This is a genomic window from Nocardia sp. NBC_00881, assembly GCF_045207455.1.
Lineage (GTDB): Bacteria > Actinomycetota > Actinomycetes > Mycobacteriales > Mycobacteriaceae > Nocardia.
Map to the genome: position 1 here is coordinate 5,704,096 of NZ_CP108798.1, position 19,396 is coordinate 5,723,491.

The 19,396-nt window shown below is 67.5% G+C and carries 15 protein-coding genes; 10 read left to right on the forward strand and 5 right to left on the reverse strand.

Annotated features, from left to right (window positions below; genetic code table 11):
- Positions 1-178 precede the first annotated feature (178 nt).
- On the forward strand, positions 179-1,792 hold the full coding sequence (locus OH799_RS24420) for a DUF4185 domain-containing protein (protein WP_406268380.1): 1,614 nt from the start codon (positions 179-181) through the stop codon (positions 1,790-1,792).
- Here OH799_RS24420 and OH799_RS24425 read toward each other — a convergent pair.
- From OH799_RS24425 to OH799_RS24435, 3 genes are read right to left on the reverse strand one after another with little or no spacing between them, the layout of a single operon-like run.
- A complete protein-coding gene (locus tag OH799_RS24425) occupies positions 1,761-2,645 on the reverse strand; it encodes a biotin-dependent carboxyltransferase family protein (RefSeq protein WP_406268383.1) in 885 nt (294 codons plus the stop codon). The two genes, OH799_RS24420 and OH799_RS24425, sit on opposite strands and share 32 nt — an antisense overlap.
- A complete protein-coding gene (locus OH799_RS24430; RefSeq protein WP_406268386.1) occupies positions 2,642-3,331 on the reverse strand; it encodes an allophanate hydrolase subunit 1 in 690 nt (229 codons plus the stop codon). The genes OH799_RS24425 and OH799_RS24430 overlap by 4 nt, the downstream gene beginning before the upstream one ends.
- A 9-nt stretch (positions 3,332-3,340) precedes the next feature.
- Entirely contained in the window at positions 3,341-4,096 is a 756-nt protein-coding gene (locus tag OH799_RS24435) for a LamB/YcsF family protein (RefSeq protein ID WP_406268389.1), read from the reverse strand.
- A gap of 142 nt (positions 4,097-4,238) precedes the next feature.
- Here OH799_RS24435 and OH799_RS24440 point away from each other — a divergent pair, with 142 nt between their 5' ends.
- Complete coding sequence (locus tag OH799_RS24440; RefSeq protein ID WP_406268392.1) at positions 4,239-5,054, forward strand: hypothetical protein; 816 nt, start codon at positions 4,239-4,241, stop codon at positions 5,052-5,054.
- A 5-nt stretch (positions 5,055-5,059) separates the two neighbouring features.
- On the opposite strand, the gene OH799_RS24445 is transcribed toward OH799_RS24440, so the two are convergent.
- The gene (locus OH799_RS24445; protein ID WP_406268395.1) at positions 5,060-6,520 is read right to left on the reverse strand and encodes a CCA tRNA nucleotidyltransferase; all 1,461 of its coding nucleotides are present in this window, start codon (positions 6,518-6,520) and stop codon (positions 5,060-5,062) included.
- 500 nt (positions 6,521-7,020) lie between these two features.
- Between OH799_RS24445 and OH799_RS24450 the strand changes: the two genes are divergently transcribed.
- Both OH799_RS24450 and OH799_RS24455 read left to right on the forward strand, forming a co-directional pair.
- Positions 7,021-7,557: an NUDIX hydrolase gene (locus OH799_RS24450; protein WP_406268398.1), complete on the forward strand. Its 537-nt coding sequence runs from the start codon at positions 7,021-7,023 to the stop codon at positions 7,555-7,557.
- The gene (locus OH799_RS24455; RefSeq protein ID WP_406268401.1) at positions 7,554-10,121 is read left to right on the forward strand and encodes a DUF6049 family protein; all 2,568 of its coding nucleotides are present in this window, start codon (positions 7,554-7,556) and stop codon (positions 10,119-10,121) included. The genes OH799_RS24450 and OH799_RS24455 overlap by 4 nt, the downstream gene beginning before the upstream one ends.
- 147 nt (positions 10,122-10,268) lie before the next feature.
- On the opposite strand, the gene OH799_RS24460 is transcribed toward OH799_RS24455, so the two are convergent.
- Positions 10,269-10,682 (reverse strand): hypothetical protein, encoded by a 414-nt coding sequence (locus OH799_RS24460; RefSeq protein WP_406268404.1) that lies wholly within the window; start codon positions 10,680-10,682, stop codon positions 10,269-10,271.
- 237 nt (positions 10,683-10,919) lie between these two features.
- On the opposite strand from OH799_RS24460, the gene OH799_RS24465 reads away from it, so the two are divergent.
- The 6 genes from OH799_RS24465 to OH799_RS24490 all read left to right on the forward strand — a co-directional run bounded on the left by OH799_RS24465 (position 10,920) and on the right by OH799_RS24490 (position 19,353).
- A complete protein-coding gene (locus OH799_RS24465) occupies positions 10,920-14,744 on the forward strand; it encodes a murein biosynthesis integral membrane protein MurJ (RefSeq protein WP_406268407.1) in 3,825 nt (1,274 codons plus the stop codon).
- A gap of 254 nt (positions 14,745-14,998) precedes the next feature.
- Positions 14,999-15,631: an RNA polymerase sigma factor SigM gene (gene sigM / locus OH799_RS24470; RefSeq protein ID WP_406268410.1), complete on the forward strand. Its 633-nt coding sequence runs from the start codon at positions 14,999-15,001 to the stop codon at positions 15,629-15,631.
- Positions 15,632-15,732: 101 nt separating this feature from the next.
- On the forward strand, positions 15,733-16,539 hold the full coding sequence (locus tag OH799_RS24475; protein WP_406268413.1) for a hypothetical protein: 807 nt from the start codon (positions 15,733-15,735) through the stop codon (positions 16,537-16,539).
- Between the two features lie 106 nt (positions 16,540-16,645).
- The gene (gene trxB, locus OH799_RS24480; protein WP_406268416.1) at positions 16,646-17,632 is read left to right on the forward strand and encodes a thioredoxin-disulfide reductase; all 987 of its coding nucleotides are present in this window, start codon (positions 16,646-16,648) and stop codon (positions 17,630-17,632) included.
- Between the two features lie 36 nt (positions 17,633-17,668).
- Positions 17,669-18,001, forward strand: a complete 333-nt coding sequence (trxA, locus tag OH799_RS24485) for a thioredoxin (protein WP_406268420.1) — start codon at positions 17,669-17,671, stop codon at positions 17,999-18,001.
- 158 nt (positions 18,002-18,159) lie between these two features.
- Entirely contained in the window at positions 18,160-19,353 is a 1,194-nt protein-coding gene (locus OH799_RS24490; RefSeq protein WP_406268423.1) for an N-acetylmuramoyl-L-alanine amidase, read from the forward strand.
- The last annotated feature ends 43 nt before the right edge of the window (positions 19,354-19,396 follow it).

The window sequence follows — 19,396 nt, forward strand, 5'->3', positions numbered from 1 at the left end:
CCGATTCGACAGGAGTCAACACGAGATGGGTTTTTCTCCGAATAATCCCGACGCGGTGCGAGAACTGCTGGGCGCGTGGAAAACCCGATCTGTCCTATCCGTCCGGGATGCCGGATAGTCGATCGACCGAACCGACGTGATGCGCGAATCCCGAATCACCTCCTCTAGTGCGCCCGCAATGTTCGGCGCCCTGCTCGCCGGAGTCCTCACCCTGCCGATGCCCGCGGCGCAGGCCGCACCGTTTCCGTGGGCGCCACCACCGGTGAACAGCTGCGGCGAGACCGGATTCGACCCACGCAATCGCGAGCCCGATCCCGCACAGCCGCCTCCGCCGCCACTGCCGCCACAGATCGACATCCCGGTGCCGATTCCGGAGCTCACACCGGTTCCGGTGCCCGACCCACCGCAGGACAACACGCGAATCGTCCCCGCCCCGCTGCCGACCGATCCGTGTGAGAACCCATGCCCCGACATCCGGGACACCCCGAAGCCTCCGGAATCGAATCCCGACCCCAGCCCGACGCCGAACAACAGCATCGATGACGGGACCGGCTCGAGTTCGGGTTCCGCCTCCGATTCCGGTTCGAGTTCCGGCTCCGGCAGCGGTTCTGGTTCTGGTTCGGGCTCCGGAAGCGGTTCCGGCGAGCCGATCAAACTGCCGCGCATCGAGTTTCAGCCGGAAACCGAACCGATTCCGATCCCGGTGCCCGGCGGCCCCGGCGAGGAACCGCAACCGGCCCCTCCGCAGGTGGTGCGCCCGAGTGCACCGGGTCCGCTCGCGGCGCCGATCGACGCGCCACGCGTCGAGTCGGTGCGACTGATCGGGCAGGTGACCGGGCACGGCTCGGAGAATCGGACCGACATGCGATGGCAGGTCGACGGCACCGACCTCGGTCTCATGTGGGAGACCGGGCCCGGCGAGGTCGCCGTGGTCTTCGGCGACACCTTCGGCAAGGGTTGGGGCGGCGGTGGCGCGGGCCACGACGACCAGGACTGGCGCAGCAACGTGATCGGCTTCAGCTCCGACCGCGATCTTTCCGACGGTCTGACCTTGGACACCTTCGCGCAGGACACCCGCTGCCACGCCGCGGAGATCCTGGGCAGCCGCAAGGTCAAGAACTGGGAGACCACCACCATCCCCACCTCCGGGTTCGCCATCGGACACCGGCAGTATCTGAGCTATATGTCGGTGAATCGGTGGAGCCGCATCCCCGGCCTGTGGTGGACCAACTACGGCGGCCTGGCCTACTCCGACGACAAAGGGCGCACCTGGAAGAAGGACCAGCATGCCAAGTGGGACAACCTCTTCGGTGTCGGCCGGTTCCAGGTGGCGGCGATGGTGCCGCAGGGTGACTACGTTTATATGTTCGGCACGCCCAACGGTCGTATAGGCGTGATCGGGCTGGCCAGGGTACGGAAGGACGAGGTGCTGAACAAGTCCGCCTACCAGTATTGGGTCGGCGGCACCTGGGCGCCCGCAGCCGAAAATCTGGCTACTCCCCTGGTGCTCGGCATGGCCAGCGAGCTGTCGGTGCGCTATGACCGGGAAGCCGCGCGGTGGCAGATGGTCTACCTCGATTCGGCGCGGGGCGCGATCGTGCTGCGCACCGCCGCGAGCCCGCAGGGCGCATGGACAGACGCGATCCCGCTGGTGCCCACGAATGACTACCCGAAGTCCTACGGCGGGTTCATTCATCCGTGGTCGACCGGCAAGGATCTGTACTTCACACTCTCGGCGTGGGACAGCTACAACGTGTATCTCATGCATGCCCAGCTGGATCCTGGCCGCTGACCGCGCGGACGAACCGGACGGGCTGACCGGGCCGCGCCTGCGCGACGGCGTCGACGTCCGCATCGATGATTACCGCGACCACCGGGTAGCCACCCGTGATCGGATGATCGGCAAGGAACACCACCGGCTGCCCGCTCGGCGGCACCTGGATCGAACCGAGCGTCACGCCTTCGGTCGGCAACTCGGCCTTGTCTTTTCGGGTCAGCGGCGGGCCGGTGCGGCGATCCAACCGGGCACCGATCCGGTCGGTATCGGTGGAGATTTCCCAGACGCCGTCGAACAGCGCCGCGGCATCGGTGAACCAGTCGTCGCGTGGCCCGAGCATGGCGTGCACCGCGACGAGGTCTGCCGGTGGTTCGGCCACCGGAGCGAACTCCACGGTCGGAAGAGTGCGCGGCGAGGGTCCGATCGGCAGCCTATCGCGCTTGGCCAATGGTTCCGGGCCGAGCCCGGACATGGTGTCACGGCTGCGCGAACCCAGCACCGGCGGCACATCGACGCCACCGCGCACCGCGACGTAGCTGCGCAATCCGACCGACGCGTAGCCGAGCCGAAGTACCTGCCCCGCCTCGAGTTCCAGCACGCTGGCGTGCCCGACCGGCGTGCCGTCGACAGTCGCGGGCGCGGGGGCACCGGTGACGGCGAACGTGGCGTGCTCTTCGGCGCGCAGCGCGAGCCCGCCGAGCAGCACCTCGATCGCCGCGTGCCCCTCCGGATTGCCGACCAGCCGATTGGCCAGCCGCAGCGACGAGCGGTCCGCGGCACCGGAGGGCCCGACACCGGAATCGAACCAGCCCGGCCTGCCGAGATCCTGGATGGTCGCCAGCGGACCAACCTGCTCGACGACGATCATCCGGCCGCCTCGACGAATCGGACCGTGTCACCCACGCGGATCAACGCGGGCGGGTCACGTTCGACGTTCCACATCCTCTGGCCGGTAGTTCCGATGAGCTGCCACCCGCCGGGCGTGCTGCGCGGGTATACCGCACTGTAGCCACCGGCGAGCGCGACGGCGCCCGCCGGAATCACGGTGCGGGCCTGGGCACGGCGTGGCACGGTCAGCCGACCGTCGGGCGATTCCAGATAGCCGAAGCCGGGGGCGAATCCGACGAAGGCACACCGCCAGACCGTCCCGGTGTGTGCGGCGATCACCTCCGCGACGCTGAGCTCCAGCAGCCGGGCCACCTCGTCCAGATCGTCGCCGTCATAGCGGACCGGAATCAACACTGGATCCGTAGGAGATGAGTTGTCCGGCAGTGTTCCACGGGAAACACTGTCCAGGTGCTCGTCCCGCAGCGCGGCGAGCAACGTGGTCACCACACGACGCACGGCCTCACCGTCGCGCGATGAATGCAGGGTCAGCAAAACGGTCTCCGCGGCAGGCAGCACGTCCTGCACACCGGCCACGGGTCGGTCCCGCAGCGCCGCGGCCAGGTTCGCCACCATATCGCGCCGGTCCGGCGTCACCAGCAATGCCCGATCCCCAGCCGCGCGGATCGCCCGCTCGGCCGCCTGCCACGCCGTGTCCTTCGTCGTCATCTCGCGGCCTCAGCCGAACGGCTCCACCGGCACACCGACGTTGTCCAGCGCGCTGCGGATCAAGCGGGCCATCTCCACCGCCGCGGGCGAATCACCGTGCACGCAAATACTCGCGGCGCTCACCGACACCACGCCGGACCCGTCGACCGTGCGCGCGGTGCCCGACATGGCGATCGAAACCGCTTGGGTCACCGCCTCGTTCGGTGGCAGCACCGAGCCGGGCACACTGCGTGCGGCGAGCATGCCGTTCGCCAGGTAGGCGCGGTCGGCGAAGCCCTCGCCGACGAATCGCACCCCGGCTTCCCGTGCCGCCCGCTCCAGCTGGGTACCGGCAGGCCCGAGCAGCGTGAGTCGCAGGTCGTACTCGGTGATCGCGGCCAGCACCGAGTCCGCGAGTTGCGGGTCGCGCGCGGCCGAATGATAAAGCGCCCCATGCGGCTTGACGTATCGCACCCGGTCGCCCGCGGCCTTCACGAAGGCGTCTAGACCGCCGATCTGGTACAGCACCTCGTCTCGGATTTCGGCGGGCGCGACGGCGATCTCGCGTCTGCCGAAACCGGCCAGGTCGCGATAGCCGACATGGGCGCCGATCCGCACCCCCTTCTCTACTGCGAGCAGGCAAGTCCTGCGCATGATCGTCGGGTCGCCCGCATGGAAACCACAGGCGATGTTGGCGCTGGTGACGATATCGAGCATCGCGGCATCGTCACCCATCGTCCACGGCCCGAAACCCTCGCCGAGATCACTGTTGAGGTCCAGCGGCATGTGCGTCCTCCCACCGGCATTGTATTGCGGACGGACCTCTGATTCTGGTGCGGAGGTGATCGTCGGGCAAGGAGCCCGGCAGCACACCTGGATCACAACGCGATAGTTCCGCTCGGCGCCGCCAAGTACGCTCGGAGCAATCATGGCCATGTATTTCGATCCGAAGTCCTGGTCGCCGTGGCGCGCCGTCGATCTCGGGAAACGCCTGTTCGATCGTTCTCGGCTGGAGCAGTGGATCTCCTTCGGGACCGCATGGATGGACCCGGTCGCCGATCTCGGCGCCGGGACCGCCACGGCGCTGCTCCCGGACATCCTGATGACGATGCTCAGCGAAGGCATCCTGAGCCGGTTCGGCGGGCAAGAGGTCAGCGCGACACTACTCGGCCACGACGTCGATGCCACCCTGCAGGTGCTGAAGGTGCGCCGGCGCGGCGCGCACTTCCAAACCAAGACAGTGTTGTCGCGGCTGCGCTGGGACGACCACCGGATCGAGGTCGTGACGGTTATCGCCCACGGAGTCCGTTTGATCCCCGGCGTACCGACCAAGTTGCGCGCAGCACAGCTCGACATCGACGGCACCGTCACCACCGCCGCAGTGGTCGGCTGGCTCAACACCCAGCCGCTGGGCTGGGCGCTTGACCTGCACGAGACCGGATTGATCCGGGCACGGCACCGCCGAAAGCGAATGACCGCCCTGATCGATGCGTCCGTGACGAACAACCGCCTGGGCATCGAAGTCCGCAAGGCAGCCTGGTTCGGCATCCGGATACCACGCAGGATGGTCGGCATTCCCACGATGCCGCTCAACCGGCTGCCCAACGACGCGCGGATCGTCTCCACCATCCGCGAGGACGATCTGATCCGGTTCCGGATCGAGCTACCGGAGATCACCGGTTCGTTCGATCTGGCCCAGATCCGCTCCGCAATCCTCGCGGGCAGCACTCTGATCGTCTTCTGATCCGGTCAGTTCTGCGTCTTCCACCACTCCAGCAGCGCCGATTCGGCCTCGTCCCGGGTGAGCGGACCGCGATCGAGCCGCAGCTCCTTCAGATAGTTCCAGGCCCGGCCGACCTCGGGGCCCGGCGGCAGGCCGAGCAGCTCCATGATCGCGTTGCCGTCCAGGTCCGGGCGAACCTGTGCCAGGTCCTCCTGCTGGCGCAGCCGCTCGATCCGCCCCTCCAGCTCGTCATAGGTGGCGCGCAGCGCGGCGGCCCTGCGCTTGTTGCGGGTAGTGCAGTCGGCGCGGACGAGTTTGTGCAGGCGGGGAAGCAGGTCGTCGGCGTCGGTGACATAGCGGCGCACCGCCGAATCGGTCCATTGCCCCTTGCCGTAGCCGTGGAAGCGCAGATGCAGGAAAACCAACCGGGCAACGTCCTCGGTGAACTGCTTCGGATACTTCAGCGCCCGCATACGCTTGCGCACCATCTTCGCGCCCACCACCTCATGGTGGTGGAAGCTGACACCACCGCCCGGCTCGTTGCGCTTGGTGTCGGGTTTGCCGATGTCGTGCAGCAGCGCGGCCCAGCGCAGCACCAGGTCGGGGTCGCCATCCTCCTGGTCGATGGCCTGCTCCAGCACGGTCAGCGAATGCCAGTAGACGTCCTTGTGCTGGTGGTGTTCGTCGATTTCCAGCTTCATCGCGGGCACTTCGGGCAGCACTCGCTGGGCCAGCCCGGTCTCGCACATCACGTTGATGCCGTCGATCGGATGCGCACCCGCGATCAGCTTGTCCAGTTCGACGCGCACCCGCTCGGCGGCGATCCGATCGATCTGATCGGCCATCGCGCTGATCGCCGCCCGCACCCGCGCAGGCAGCTCGAATCCGAGCTGGGATACGAATCGCGCGGCGCGCAGCATCCGCAGCGGGTCGTCGTTGAACGAATCCTCCGGCGCGGCAGGCGTATCGAGCATGCCCTCGAGCAGGGCGTTCATCCCGTCGAGCGGATCGACGAACGACAAAGAGCCATCCGCGCCGATCTCGACAGCCATCGCGTTCACGGTGAAATCCCTGCGCACCAGGTCATCTTCGAGAGAGTCGCCGAAGGTCACCTGGGGGTTGCGGGACACCCGGTCGTAGCTGTCCGCGCGGAAGGTGGTGATCTCCAGCTGCTGGTCGTCCTTGGCCGCACTGACGGTGCCGAACGCGAGGCCACCCGTGTCCCACAGATGATCGGCCCACCCGCGCAGCATCTCCTGCACTACCTCCGGGCGGGCGTCGGTAGTGAAATCCAGATCGGTCCCCAACCTGCCGAGCACCGCGTCCCGCACGCTGCCGCCGACCAGATACAGCTCGTGCCCCCGCGCGGCGAACAACTCGCCCAGAGGCGTCAGCACATCGGACAGCCTCCCGAGGGTCACCGCCGCCGCGGCCAGCAATCGGGTACGTCTATCCAGCGCAGCGTCCTCAGACTTGGGCGAAACCACGAATGAGCAGCTTACCGAGCCGCAGCAACGTATATCGCGGCGCAGCCCGCGCAGCACCCCCAGATATATAAGGCCATCCGCATCAACCGAGCCAGCGGCGGTCGCGTCCTGTGCAATGCGACGAGCACCACTCTCACCCGATTACCGCGCACCGCCAGCCCCAGAGGAGATTGTTCGCGACTCACCTACGACACCGGGCACCAACCCTCCCGACAAACACACCGCATCGAGACAGCGACCAGATCTCCCGCTGGACCGGTGCCGCAGTTGCCCACCCAACGCATCCACTCGGCCCGACCCTCGGTTCCGAGCGCAGCGAGACCGAGCATTCCCCGTTCGCGGCCCGGCTCGCGTCCGAGCGGCCGACGCGTCCGCGACGAAGTCGCCAGCGGCGGTCGCTCGGACGCGAGCCTCAAGGGGCCGGGAACACGCCGTGCCGCAGGCGCGGCCAAAACCAACACAGCCACAGGCGCGGCAAAACAACACAGTAGGATTGCCAGGTGTCTCCGGCCGATCGTGCGAACAGTCGACGCCGCCAGCCTCGGCGCCGCGGTTCGGCCGCCAATGCCGCGAAGCCGCGGATGCGAACAGTCCGCGAGACCTCGGCGGGTGGACTCGTCGTCGACGGCTTGGACGGTCCCCGGGAAAAGCGCAGCGCGGCCCTCATCGGGCGCACCGACCGCCGCGGGCGGCTATTGTGGTCGCTGCCCAAGGGACATATCGAAGAAGGCGAGACCGCCGAGCAAACCGCGATCCGCGAGGTCGCCGAGGAGACCGGCATCAACGGTGTCGTTGTCGCCGAACTCGGCAGCATCGATTACTGGTTCGTTACCGACGGTCGGCGGGTACACAAAACGGTGCATCATTATCTGCTGCGATCGGTCGGTGGTGAACTGTCCGACGCCGACGTGGAGGTCACGCAGGTCGCGTGGGTTCCGTTGAGTGAGTTGAATTCTCGACTGGCCTACGCCGACGAACGGCGACTGGCCGAGATGGCGAATAAACTGATCGACCGGATGGAGACCGGCAAGCGATGACGCGTGGACTGTTCCGGATCTTCGTGGCGGTCCTGACCATCCTCGGCCCGACCACGCTGCCGCTGCTGATTTCGCCGGCAGCCGAGGCGCAGCCCACCGGGTCCGGATCCTCCTCGAACCCGAAATTCCTCAAGCTTTCCCTGGATTCGGTGTCGCCGACCGCGGTGACCACCACCAGCGATCCGCTGCTCACCGTATCGGGCACGGTCACGAATATCGGCGACCGCGTGGTGGACGACATCAGTATCCGTATCCAACGAGCGGCCGCGATCACCGCGCCGAGCGGGCTGCGGGCGACGCTGCGCCTCGACCAGATCAACTATGAGGTGACCGGCCAATTCGAAGATGTCGAGCAGCGGCTGAATCCGGGCCAGCGCAAGCAGTTCACGCTGAGCATTCCGTTGCGCTCCGAGGGCGGCTTGCCGTCGCTGAACATCAATACCCCCGGCGTCTACCCGCTGTTGCTGAATGTGAACGGCGAACCGGCGTACGGCACCCAGGCCAGGCTCGACGACGCCAGGTTCCTGCTTCCGGTGCTCGGCGTACCGCCCGCGTCGAGCGACGACTCGTCGGGTACGGCCACCGAGCCGGTGTCAGCGCCTACCGGCGCCCCGGTCGCGACGACGTTGCTGTGGCCGCTGGCTGACCGCCCGAGGCAGGTCGCGGGCCATCCGGGCAGTGGCGACGGCAAGGTGGAACTTACCGACGACGAACTGGCTGCCTCGCTCGGCAAAGGCGGCCGCCTCGATCAGCTGCTTGCCGCGCTGGAGGGGATGCTCAGCGCCAACGGCGGGCGGGACCGCACTCTGGCCTCGGCGGTGTGCCTCGCCGTAGACCCCGACCTGCTCCTCACGGTACGCGCGATGACCAGGGGCTATCGCGTGCTGGCCAGTCCGTCCGACCCCGACGGCGCGACCAGGGCGGGCGCAGGCGCCGAGCAGGCACAGTCCTGGCTTGATCGGCTGCGCGCGCTGGCCGGGTCGATGTGCACGGTGGCGCTGCCGTTCGCGCAGGTCGATCTCGCGGCGCTGGCCGCGGTGAACGATCCGGCACTGTCCGCGCGCGCGATCAACGAACCTGCCGACATCGTCGACTCGATTCTGACCACCCGCTCGGTGCGCGGGGTCAGCCTGCCGGATTCCGGCAGTATCGATGACGGCGCCGGACTCCTGTTGCGAAGCCATGGTTTCGGGACCGCTGTGCTCGCCGACACCGCGACCGTTCCGGAGGGCACGGCGGACTCGGCACGGTTGAGCGAAAGCAGCCAGTCCACCGGCAACGCGAATTCACTTCCCCAGACCGCGGACCCCGCGGGCCCGGAAGTCGTCAGGATGCCCGAGATCACCGCGATCCAGCCATCCGCCCCCCAGGAGGCCGTGCCGCCGGTCAACGACACTGCGGCGACTTCGCCCAGCCCGGCGGCCGATCCTGCGCTGCACACCGCGACCTTCGATATCTGGTCCGCGACGGCGCTCGCCGCGGTCGGCTCGAATCCGCCGACGCCGTCATTCACCCCATCCAGAGTCCGCTACGACGTCACCAACGATTCGCGTGCCGCGCGGCTGCAGGACGCGCTGGGTGCGGTGTCCTGGAGCGCACTGAACCCGGAGGCGAACGGCCCGCGCTCCCTGTTGCTCGTCCCGCCGCAGCAGTGGGGTGCGAACCGGGACGAGGCGACCGCGCTGCTGCGTCAGGTCGACCTGCTGCTGCGCGCCGACCTCGCCACCGCTCGACCGTTCCCCGACCTGGTGACGCTGCCGCCGGATCCGCAGCCTTACGAGCTGAACTATCTTGCGCAGGCCGCGCAGGACGCGGTGCCGGGCCGGTTCGTGCTTCCGGTGCGCGACCAGGGCCGCCGAATCACCGAGATGATGCGTGCGCTGGTCGACGTGCCGGAGGCCGAGCCCACGTCGCACGACTTTCTGACCCCGCTGCGAGACGACCTGATCCGCGTGCTGAGCTTGTCGGATCGGCGCACGGGCGACGCCGCCCAACCGGACACCTTCGCCCAGCGAAGGCTGGATCAGACGACCCGGACGATGAACAGCCTCTACCGTTCGGTCACCGTACTTCCGCCGGGCGGGGTGTACACGCTGGCGTCCGAACAGAGCCCTTTGCTGCTGGTCGCGCGCAATGACCTGCCGGTTGCCATCCGGGTCCGGTTCCGGATCGAGGCCCCTTCCGAGACGAAGATCACCGATCCCGGCGAGCAGCAGCTCCCGGCGAAAGGGACGCGCTCGTTCCAGGTTCCGACCGAGGTCAGTGACAGCCGCAACCTGGTCATTCCCATCTCGCTCACCTCGCCCGAGGGGATCCCGCTCGGTAATCCGACGCAGGTCTCGGTGCGTTCGAACGCCTATGGCCAAGCTTTGGCGATAATTACCGCATGCGCAGGACTCCTGCTGTTGTTCCTGGCCGGCCGCCGTTTGTGGCGCCGGTTCCGCGGGCAGCCCGATCCGGCGGACGAGGGCTTCGACCCCGGTACCCGGCGGCGGGTCAACCGCTATCGGCGCGCACGGAGACGGGTTCTGCGAGAGCAGGAGCAGCACCAGGAGGCACGGTGAGCGAACCCGCACGGACGGGCCCTCGCAAACCGCTTTCACCTGCGTGGATGTGGTCTACCGCAGTGTCGTATGGCACGGTGGGGGACAATCACAGTGTTCCCGTGCCGACACGGACCGGAGGGCGGCGATGGGCAAAGCGTTCACCGGTTACGGCGTCGGCGAGACGCGGCTCACCACACCGACGGGGATGCGGATGTCCCGGCGGGTACAGGAGGCATGATGAGCGACGATGACATATCGGCTCATCGGCCTGTACCAGGCGATCGGCGTGACGGGCCACCGCCCCGCCGGGCGCCCGTCGCGCCATGGGAACGCCGCCCGCCGCTGCCTCAGGCCGATGCCGAAGAGCCGGACGTGAACGTCGGCCCCTACAGCGGCCCGATGCCGCGGGTACCGCAGATCAGTCATCCCCCGGCCCCACCACAGCAACCCAGGCCCGGCCAGCGCATCCCGCCACCGCCGCCACCACAGCAGCAACCGAGACCCCAGCGGCCACCGATGCCGCCCCAACGTCCCGGTGCCGTACCGCACCCCGGCCAGCGGCAGTACCCGCCCGGCCACCCGGGCCCAGCACAGCCACGCTCGGTGCCGCCCCGTCCGGGACCGGGGCAGTCTGGCGCCCTACCCATGGGACCCAGGCCCGCGCAATCCGGCCTGCCCCCCGCCGCCGTGCCGCGGCCGCAGTCGGGCCCATCCCCGGCGCCCCCGCCGCGGCCACCGCAGTCGGGTCCGATTCCGGCGGCCCCGCGTCCACCGCAGTCGGGTCCGATTCCGACCGCCACGCCGGAGTCCGGCCGCGTGCCACCACCGCGATACGCCCCACCGCAGCCGTACCCTCCGCCGCAGCGTCCTCCCACTCCCGTCCGACGCGAGCCCGCCTCGCCGCACCGCCCCCGGACCCCGGAGTGGCCCGCTGCCACCGAGACCGTGGAGAAGGCCGCCGAGCCGAAGCAGACTTCTAGCTCCCGGCTGCTCAGCGACTCCGGCTCGATCGCCTTCGCGACGCTGATCAGCCGCATCACCGGGTTCGGTAAGCAGCTGCTGCTGCTGACCGTGCTCGGCCCAGCCATCGCGAGTGCGTTCACAGTTGCCAGCCAGATCCCGAACATGATCGCGGAGTTGGTCCTCGGAGCGGTGCTCACCGCGATCGTCGTGCCGACCCTGGTGCGGGCCGAGCAGGAGGACCCCGATCACGGCGCGGCATTCGTCCGGCGCCTGGTGACCGCCGCCTTTGTGGTCCTTGCCACGGCAGCACTGTTGGCAACCGCGGCGGCACCGCTGCTGACTACGCACGTCTTCCTCTCCGACGACGGCAAGGTGAACACCGGCCTCACCACGGCGCTGGCTTTCCTGCTGCTGCCCGCGATCCTGTTCTACGGAATGTCGGCGCTGCTTACGGCCATCCTCAACACACGGCAGATGTTCAAGCCCGGCGCGTGGGCTCCGGTGCTGAACAATCTGGTCGTCCTGACCGTGCTCGGTTTGTACGTGCTGATGCCCGGAGAGATCACGCTGGACCCGGTCCGGATGAGCGACCCGAAGCTGCTGGTGCTCGGCGTCGGCGTCACGGTCGGTGTGGTGGTGCAGGCGGTCAGCCTGGTGCCGGCGGTCCGCAGGGCGGGCATCGACCTGCGCCCGTTGTGGGGTATCGATGCGCGGCTCAAGCAGTTCGGCGGCATGGGCGCTGCCATCATCCTGTATGTCCTGATCAGCCAGTCGGGTTTCATCTTCGCCACCCGCATCTCCTCGCATGCCGACGCGGCGGGTCCGGCGATCTACAACAACGCATGGCTGCTGCTGCAACTGCCCTACGGTGTGCTCGGTGTCACGGTACTCACGGCGATCATGCCGCGGCTGAGCCGCAACGCCGCGGCCGATGACACGCCCGCGGTGGTCGACGATCTCTCTGCCGCGACCCGATTGACCATGATCGCGCTGGTCCCGGTGGTCACGTTCCTCACGCTGGCAGGCCCGCAGGTCGGCCAGGCACTGTACGGGTACGGCAACTTCGGCGGCTCCGATGCCGAACGTCTCGGCCTCGCGGTCAGTTGGTCGGCGTTCGCGTTGATTCCGTATTCGCTCGTGCTCATCCATCTGCGCGTGTTCTATGCCAGGGAGCAGGCGTGGATTCCGACCTGGATCATCCTCGGCATCACCGCCGCGAAGATCGTCTTCTCCGCGCTTGCCCCGGTCGTCACCGATGCCGATCATGTGGTGATCGCCTTGGGCGTCGCGAACGGCCTCGGCTTCGCGGTCGGCGCCGTGGTCGGCGGCTATCTGTTGCACCGCAGTCTCGGCGATCTCAGGATGGCCAACGTCGGCCGCACGGTGACACGTGTCGTCCTCGCGTCACTCGCGGGCGGGGCGGTGATGTGGATAGTGGACCGGGTACTCGGCCTGGATCGGCTGACCGCGTCCTTCGGTGGGCCTGGTTCGCTGGTTCGGGTGGCGATCACCGCGATCGTCATGTTGGCGGTGGCCTTCGGCCTGATGCGACTCGCCGGTATTCCGGAAATCATCGCCATCACCGTGGCCATCTCGCGGCGCCTCGGCTGGACCCCGCCCGCACCGGATCTCGATCTGGAGAGCCCGGTCGAAGATCCTTATGTCACGCAGGTGCTCCGCAGGCCCGACCCGTATCTGGCGTACCCGCGCTTCGACGCGTACATGGACGCCCAGACCATGGTGCTGCCAGTGATCAGAGCCGACGCCGTTGACATCACCGGTGTGGGCGAGTTCCCGTACCCTGTTCGGCAGAGAAGCACAAGTGGCGAATTCGCCGAAACCGCGACATATCAGGGCGAAGGAGGACCGAGGGTGAGCGACGACGCGGTGGGCGGCGTCCCAGCCGCCGATTCTTCTGCGACCACGGCCGGCGGACTGTACACCGATGTTCCGCCGACCGCGGGGGAGCCGTTGGATCCCGCGTACGCGAACAAGGCGTCCGGGACGGCTCCGCCGAATCAGGATGCGGCGAGACCCCAGGACGGCCATATGCCGCCGCGCGATCCGATGTACGACACCGGGATGATCCCGATCGGGTCGCCGGAAATGCCGCCGATGGGCGGTGAGAACCTGGGCGCACGGCGAGTTCCGCGCGGCCCCAAGCTGATTCCTGGCGCTTCGGTTGCCGGTGGCCGTTACCGGCTGCTGGCCGGCCACGGCGGCGCACGCGGTCTGAGATTCTGGCAGGCGCTGGACATCAAGCTCGACCGCGAGGTGGCTCTGACGTTCGTGGACGCCGACCAGAAGGCCACCGACAACTCCGGCCACGACGGTCCGCAGGCGATCCTGTCGCGCACGCTCCGCCTCGGCCGGATCAACTCGCCCGGCCTCGCCCGTGTGCTCGATGTCGTGCGCGGCAGCTCCGGCGGCATCGTGGTGGCCGAGTGGACGCCGGGCCGTTCGCTGCGCGAGATGGCGGAGACCGTGCCCTCGCCGATCGGTGCGGCGCGTGCGATCCGCGCTCTCGCCTCCGCGGCCGAGCTGGCGCACCGAGGCGGCGGATCACTGTCCATCGACCATCCGGATCGGGTACGCATCAGCGCGTCCGGCGACGCGGTGCTCGCCTTTCCCGGCACGCTGTCCGACTCGGATGCCCAGTCCGATGTGCGCGGTCTCGGCGCGATGCTCTACGCGCTGATCACTGCGCGTTGGCCGATCCGCTTCGGCGGGGTTTCCGGCACCGCAGCGACGATCGGCGGATTACACCTCGCGGATCTCGGTCCGGACGGCACCCCGGTCGAGCCGAGGCAGATCCGTCCCGAAGTGCCGTTCGAGATCTCCGCGGTCGCGGTGCGGTCGCTGGAGTCGAACAAGGGGGTGCGCACCGCCGCCACCGTGCAGCATGTGCTCGAGCAGGCGTCGGTAGTCGACCAGAAGACCGATTTCATCCCGGTGCTGCGACTGGGCCAGCGCGCACCCGCGCGCACCGACGACTCGCTCGCCGATCCGGAACTGCTTGCGGCGGAGCGGGAACGGTCTCAACGCATGATGTGGATCATGGTCGGGCTCGGCATCCTCGCCGCACTGGTTGTCGGCATCGTCATCTGGTGGATGGTCAGCGTGTTCGCGCCTGGTGCGTCGGACGCACCTTTGAACGAACAGCGCAATATCGGTCTCACGACGAACAGCCAGCCCTCACCGACACCGGCAGCCGCGGGCCCGAACATCGCGTCGAGCGGCGTCCCGGTGCCGGTGACCGGCGTATCTGTGTTCTCCCCTGAGGGCACTCCTGATGGCGTCGGCCACGTCCAGGCGGTGCTGGACAACGACCCGGGGACCGAGTGGCGCACGGATCAGTACTTCCAGCAGTTCCCGGCCCTCAAGAAGGGGGTCGGCCTGCTGGCGACGCTACCAAGCCCTACCAAACTGACGAACGTCTCGATCAACTCGCCCAGCTCCGGCACCTCGGTGGAGATCCGCACCTCGCCTACCGGCTCACCGACCCTTGATCAGACTCAGCTGATCGGTTCTGCCCGACTGGGCGACGGCGTCACCGACATCCCGGTGCACGCCGACCAAGCCGCCCGCTACGTGCTCGTCTGGATCACCGGACTGGGGAACTCCGGCGGTCAGTTCCAAACCGCTATCACCGACATTCGTTTCGACGCCGCGCTTTAGCCCGGCCCACGCACGACTCTTGCCGCACGCATCGTTCGTGCAGGCCATTCGCTCGCGCGACGCGTGTCGCGCACTCCATCATCATCAGCCCGATCGGTTTGGTTGCTGCCAAATCGTTACTGGCGATATGATCTTGTCGCGCTCTCAGCAGGGGAGCTTCCCGGGTTCTGGTGTCTCGTTCCTGGATGCTGCGAAATTTCGGCGATGGTCTACCGTGCCCGTCGCTGCCGTGAGCGCTGTCCAAGGGGTTGGCATTGTCGTCCGAATTGAACGAGGAACTTCGCGGGGGGACGTCGCGGCCGGTCGCGCACCGCGAACGCTCGTTCGTACCCGACGAATACTCTGATATCGAACTGCTGCAGGCGCATGTGCGCGGCCAGCGACACGCGTTCGCGGAGCTGCTGCGCAGGCACAACGACCATCTCTGGCAGACCGCCCTGCGCACGTCCTATACCCGGGAGGACGCGGCCGACTCGCTACAGGACGCTCTGTTGTCCGCCCACCGCAGGGCAGCCTCGTTCCGCGCCGAGGCGGAGGTGCGCAGCTGGCTGCACGCGATCGTGGTGAACGCCTGCCTGGACCGGATCCGGCGCAACAAGACCAGGCGCGCCTTCTCGCTCTCGCCCGAGACCATGCCCGAGCCCAGCGATGACCGGGACGAGATGGCCGAGCTGGAGACGTCCATGATCATCGATCACGCGCTGTTCTCGTTGCCGCCGGATCAGCGCACCGCGCTGGTGGCGATCGATCTGGAGGGGTATAGCGTGTCCGAGGCGGCCGCGATGCTCGGTGTGCCCGAGGGGACGATCAAAAGCCGGTGTGCCAGGGCGCGGCAGCGTTTGAAGGAGCGGTTGGAATTTCTGCGTGATCCGGGGAACCGGAGGTAGCTGAGATGCGTCATTAATAGTGACGAACCACTGAACGATGTCCATGTAGTCCCCGTCGTCGAGGGATGCCCGCGATGTCAGATCCAAACAACGGAGGTGCGATGGCGACCCGGTCCGTGCCGCAGCCTCCATTCACCGCCGACCTGCTCGCCGACCTGCACGCCGGCAATGTGACGCCGGAGCAACGCGAGCAGTTGTGGCCGGTGGTGTCGCGCGATCCGGAGGCATTGCGCTTCCTGCGCTCGCTCGACGACGTGACCGCCGAACTGCGCGCTTTCGGCCGCGACGAGCACATCATCCACGTCATGCCCGCGGACGTGGCCGCACGACTCGCGCGGGTCGTCGACGAGTTGGACCTGTCCGAGCCGCCTGCCGAGCCAGGGACCACGATCCACCGGCTGTCGTCCGATCCCCAGGCCGAATCCGATGGGAAATCCATGGTTTCCCAATCCGTTCCCGCATCGCTGGTCTCACTCGGCCAGCGGCGCCGCGGCAGCCTCCGCTGGCTCGCCGCGGCGGCCGCGATCGCGACGGTGGCGTGCGCGGGAGTTGCCGTGACGACGCTGCGCGGCGACGACGTCGCGCCCACCGCTCAGCCGACCGCCCCACCGATCGTGAGCAATAATGACGAACTGGGCGACGACCTCACCGCCACCGCCACGCTCGGCGCGCTGGGCCGCCATGACATCTCCGGCTCGCTCGCGAGGCCGGGAGCGCTCGACCGCTGCGTCCACGCGAACGGACTCGATCGTGCGGTGCTCGGCTCGACCGACATCAGATTCCAGGGCCGCGACGCGGTTCTCATCCTGCTCACCGGCCCGCGTCCGCCCAAGATCACTGCTCTGGTCGTCGGGACCGGTTGCCGCACAGACGATCCTCAGCGGAGGGCGCTGCAGGATATCGGCTGACATTGCGATATCGGCCACGCTCGTGGTGTGACCCAGTCAACGTGGGAACAACAGCCATTACCCTGTTGTTGACCGCTACGTCCACCGATTCTCCCCGGAAGGCCCCATGAGCACGCCAGTTTCCGACCTGATCATCGTCGGCTCCGGTCCCGCCGGCTACACGGCTGCCGTGTACGCGGCCCGCGCGGAGCTCCAGCCGCTGCTGTTCGAGGGAACCCAGTTCGGCGGCGCACTGATGACCACCACCGAAGTGGAGAACTTCCCAGGGTTTCGCGACGGCATCATGGGCCCGGATCTGATGGAGGAGATGCGCGAGCAGGCCAAGCGATTCGGTGCCGACATCCGCACCGAGGACGTAGATGCTATCGATCTCAACGGTCCGATCAAGAAGATCACCGTCGGCGACCAGACCTACCATGCGCACGCCGTGATCCTCGCCATGGGCTCGGCCGCCCGCTACCTGAATGTGCCGGGTGAGCAGCGGCTGCTCGGCCGCGGTGTCAGCGCTTGCGCCACCTGCGACGGCTTCTTCTTCAAAGGCCAGGACATCGTCGTAGTCGGTGGCGGCGACTCGGCGATGGAGGAGGCCATTTTCCTGACCAAGTTCGCCTCCAACGTCACCATCGTGCACCGCCGTGAGGAGTTCCGTGCCTCCCGCATCATGCTGGAGCGGGCGAAGGCGAACGAGAAGATCAAGTTCGTGCTGAACGCCGAGGTGATAGAGGTGCACGGCGAGAACAGCGTCTCCCACCTGACCCTGCGCGACACCCGCACCGGCGAGACCTCCGGACTGGCCGCGACCGGTCTGTTCGTCGCGATCGGCCACGATCCGCGTAGCGAGTTGGTCGAGGACCAGGTCGAGCTGGACGACGAGGGCTACGTACAGGTGCAGCACCCGTCGACCGCCACCGATGTCCCCGGCGTGTTTGCCGCCGGCGACCTCGTCGACCACACCTACCGCCAGGCGATCACCGCCGCGGGGACCGGCTGCCGCGCGGCCATCGATGCCGAGCGCTGGCTCGCCGAACAGGGTGACATCACCTCGAATCGCCTCGAGAACGTGGGCGACTCGGTTTCCGTCCCCGCCAACTGAGCTTCCGTCTCGTTTCACCGCAAGGAGAGAAAATCCATGGCCGAGTCCGCCAAGACGGTCACCGTCACCGACGCGTCCTTCACCGACGATGTGCTGCTCAGCGAGAAACCCGTGCTCGTCGACTTCTGGGCTGACTGGTGCGGACCGTGCAAGATGGTCGCCCCTGTCCTGGAGGAGATCGCCGGCACACATGCGGACAAGCTGACCATCGCGAAACTGGACGTGGATGCCAACCCCGGCACGGCCCGCGATTATCAGATCCTTTCGCTGCCGACTATGATGCTGTTCCGCGGCGGTAAGCCGGTCAAGCAGATCGTCGGAGCGAAGGGCAAAGCCGCCCTTCTGCGGGAACTCGAAGGCATCATCTGACGACACGGTCCGACGACGCGCCGTAGGATGCCTGAATCCGGGATTGCCGATATCCGGTCCAGGTTTGAGACAATCGACCGACGCTCCGGTCGTGCGAAGGTGTATGCCATCGCATGAGTGGGTACCCGCAGGTTGACGGAAGGAAAGGGCTCTCACGCATGCACCGACTTCGTCACGGCGATACCGGTCCAGCCGTAGCAGAGGTTCGGAGCACACTGGCAAGCCTGGGTTTCTTACACGCTCATGTCGGTACCGGTCGCGCAGGCGCGCGCGAGTATTGGATGGACACCGACGCCATTTTCGATCATCACCTCGACTCCGCGGTGCGCGCGTTCCAGCAGCACCGCGGGCTTTTGGTCGACGGCGTAGTCGGCCCCGCGACCTACCGTGCACTGAAGGAAGCGTCCTACCGACTCGGCGCGCGGACACTGATCTACCAACTCTCCGCGCCGCTGTACGGTGATGACGTGGCCACGCTGCAGCGCAGGCTGCAGGACCTCGGCTTCTACGTCCATCGCGTGGACGGATACTTCGGTCCGCACACCCATGACGCGCTCACGGCCTTCCAACGGGAGATCGGGCTTGCCGCCGACGGGATCTGTGGTCCCGACACGCTGCGCTCGCTCGATCTGCTCGGTGCGAGGGTTACCGGCGGCAACCCACACCGGATCGCGGAGGAAGAGGTGGTACACCGCGCGGGTCCGCAGCTCACCGGTAAACGGATCGTCATCGATCCGGGCCTCGGTGGAACGGACAAGGGCTTCGCGGTGCCCACCGAGTACGGCGACGTCTACGAGTCGGAAGTCTTGTGGGACTTGGCAAGTCGCTTGGAGGGTCGGATGGCGGCGACTGGTATGGAGACCTTCCTGTCCCGGCCGTGGGGCGCCAACCCGACTGACGGAGAACGCGCCGACACCTCCAATGCCTTCGACGCCGATCTCATGATTTCGCTGCGCTGCGCCGTCAACCCGAGTCCACTGGCCAACGGCGTTGCCGGATTCTACTTCGGCAACTCACACGGCTCGGTGTCGATGATCGGCCAGGTGCTGGCCGGATTCATCCAGCGGGAAGTGGTGGCGCGAACCTCGTTGCAGGACTGCCGAACCCATGCACGGACCTGGGATCTGCTGCGACTCACCAAGATGCCGACCGTCCAGGTCGACATCGGTTACCTGACAAACCCATACGACGCCTCGGTGCTCACCAATCCGCGTATGCGCGACGTGATCGCCGAAGCCATCCTGATCTCGGTGAAGCGGCTGTACCTGCTCGGTCAGGACGACCAGCCCACCGGCACTTACACTTTCGCGGAGCTGCTAGCCGAGGAGCTGGCCGCAGCGGATCGTATGTAGCAAATCTTCGGCTGCATCACGAAGCGCCCCTTGTCATCCTCGA

What these genes read in the sequence shown, in the direction of transcription:
- OH799_RS24420 (WP_406268380.1), top strand. Translation starts at nt 179, where the DNA reads ATGTTCGGCGCCCTGCTCGCCGGAGTCCTCACCCTGCCGATGCCCGCG.
- OH799_RS24425 (WP_406268383.1), bottom strand. Translation starts at nt 2,645, where the DNA reads ATGATCGTCGTCGAGCAGGTTGGTCCGCTGGCGACCATCCAGGATCTC.
- OH799_RS24430 (WP_406268386.1), bottom strand. Translation starts at nt 3,331, where the DNA reads ATGACGACGAAGGACACGGCGTGGCAGGCGGCCGAGCGGGCGATCCGC.
- OH799_RS24435 (WP_406268389.1), bottom strand. Translation starts at nt 4,096, where the DNA reads ATGCCGCTGGACCTCAACAGTGATCTCGGCGAGGGTTTCGGGCCGTGG.
- OH799_RS24440 (WP_406268392.1), top strand. Translation starts at nt 4,239, where the DNA reads ATGGCCATGTATTTCGATCCGAAGTCCTGGTCGCCGTGGCGCGCCGTC.
- OH799_RS24455 (WP_406268401.1), top strand. Translation starts at nt 7,554, where the DNA reads ATGACGCGTGGACTGTTCCGGATCTTCGTGGCGGTCCTGACCATCCTC.
- OH799_RS24475 (WP_406268413.1), top strand. Translation starts at nt 15,733, where the DNA reads ATGGCGACCCGGTCCGTGCCGCAGCCTCCATTCACCGCCGACCTGCTC.
- trxB (WP_406268416.1), top strand. Translation starts at nt 16,646, where the DNA reads ATGAGCACGCCAGTTTCCGACCTGATCATCGTCGGCTCCGGTCCCGCC.
- trxA (WP_406268420.1), top strand. Translation starts at nt 17,669, where the DNA reads ATGGCCGAGTCCGCCAAGACGGTCACCGTCACCGACGCGTCCTTCACC.
- OH799_RS24490 (WP_406268423.1), top strand. Translation starts at nt 18,160, where the DNA reads ATGCACCGACTTCGTCACGGCGATACCGGTCCAGCCGTAGCAGAGGTT.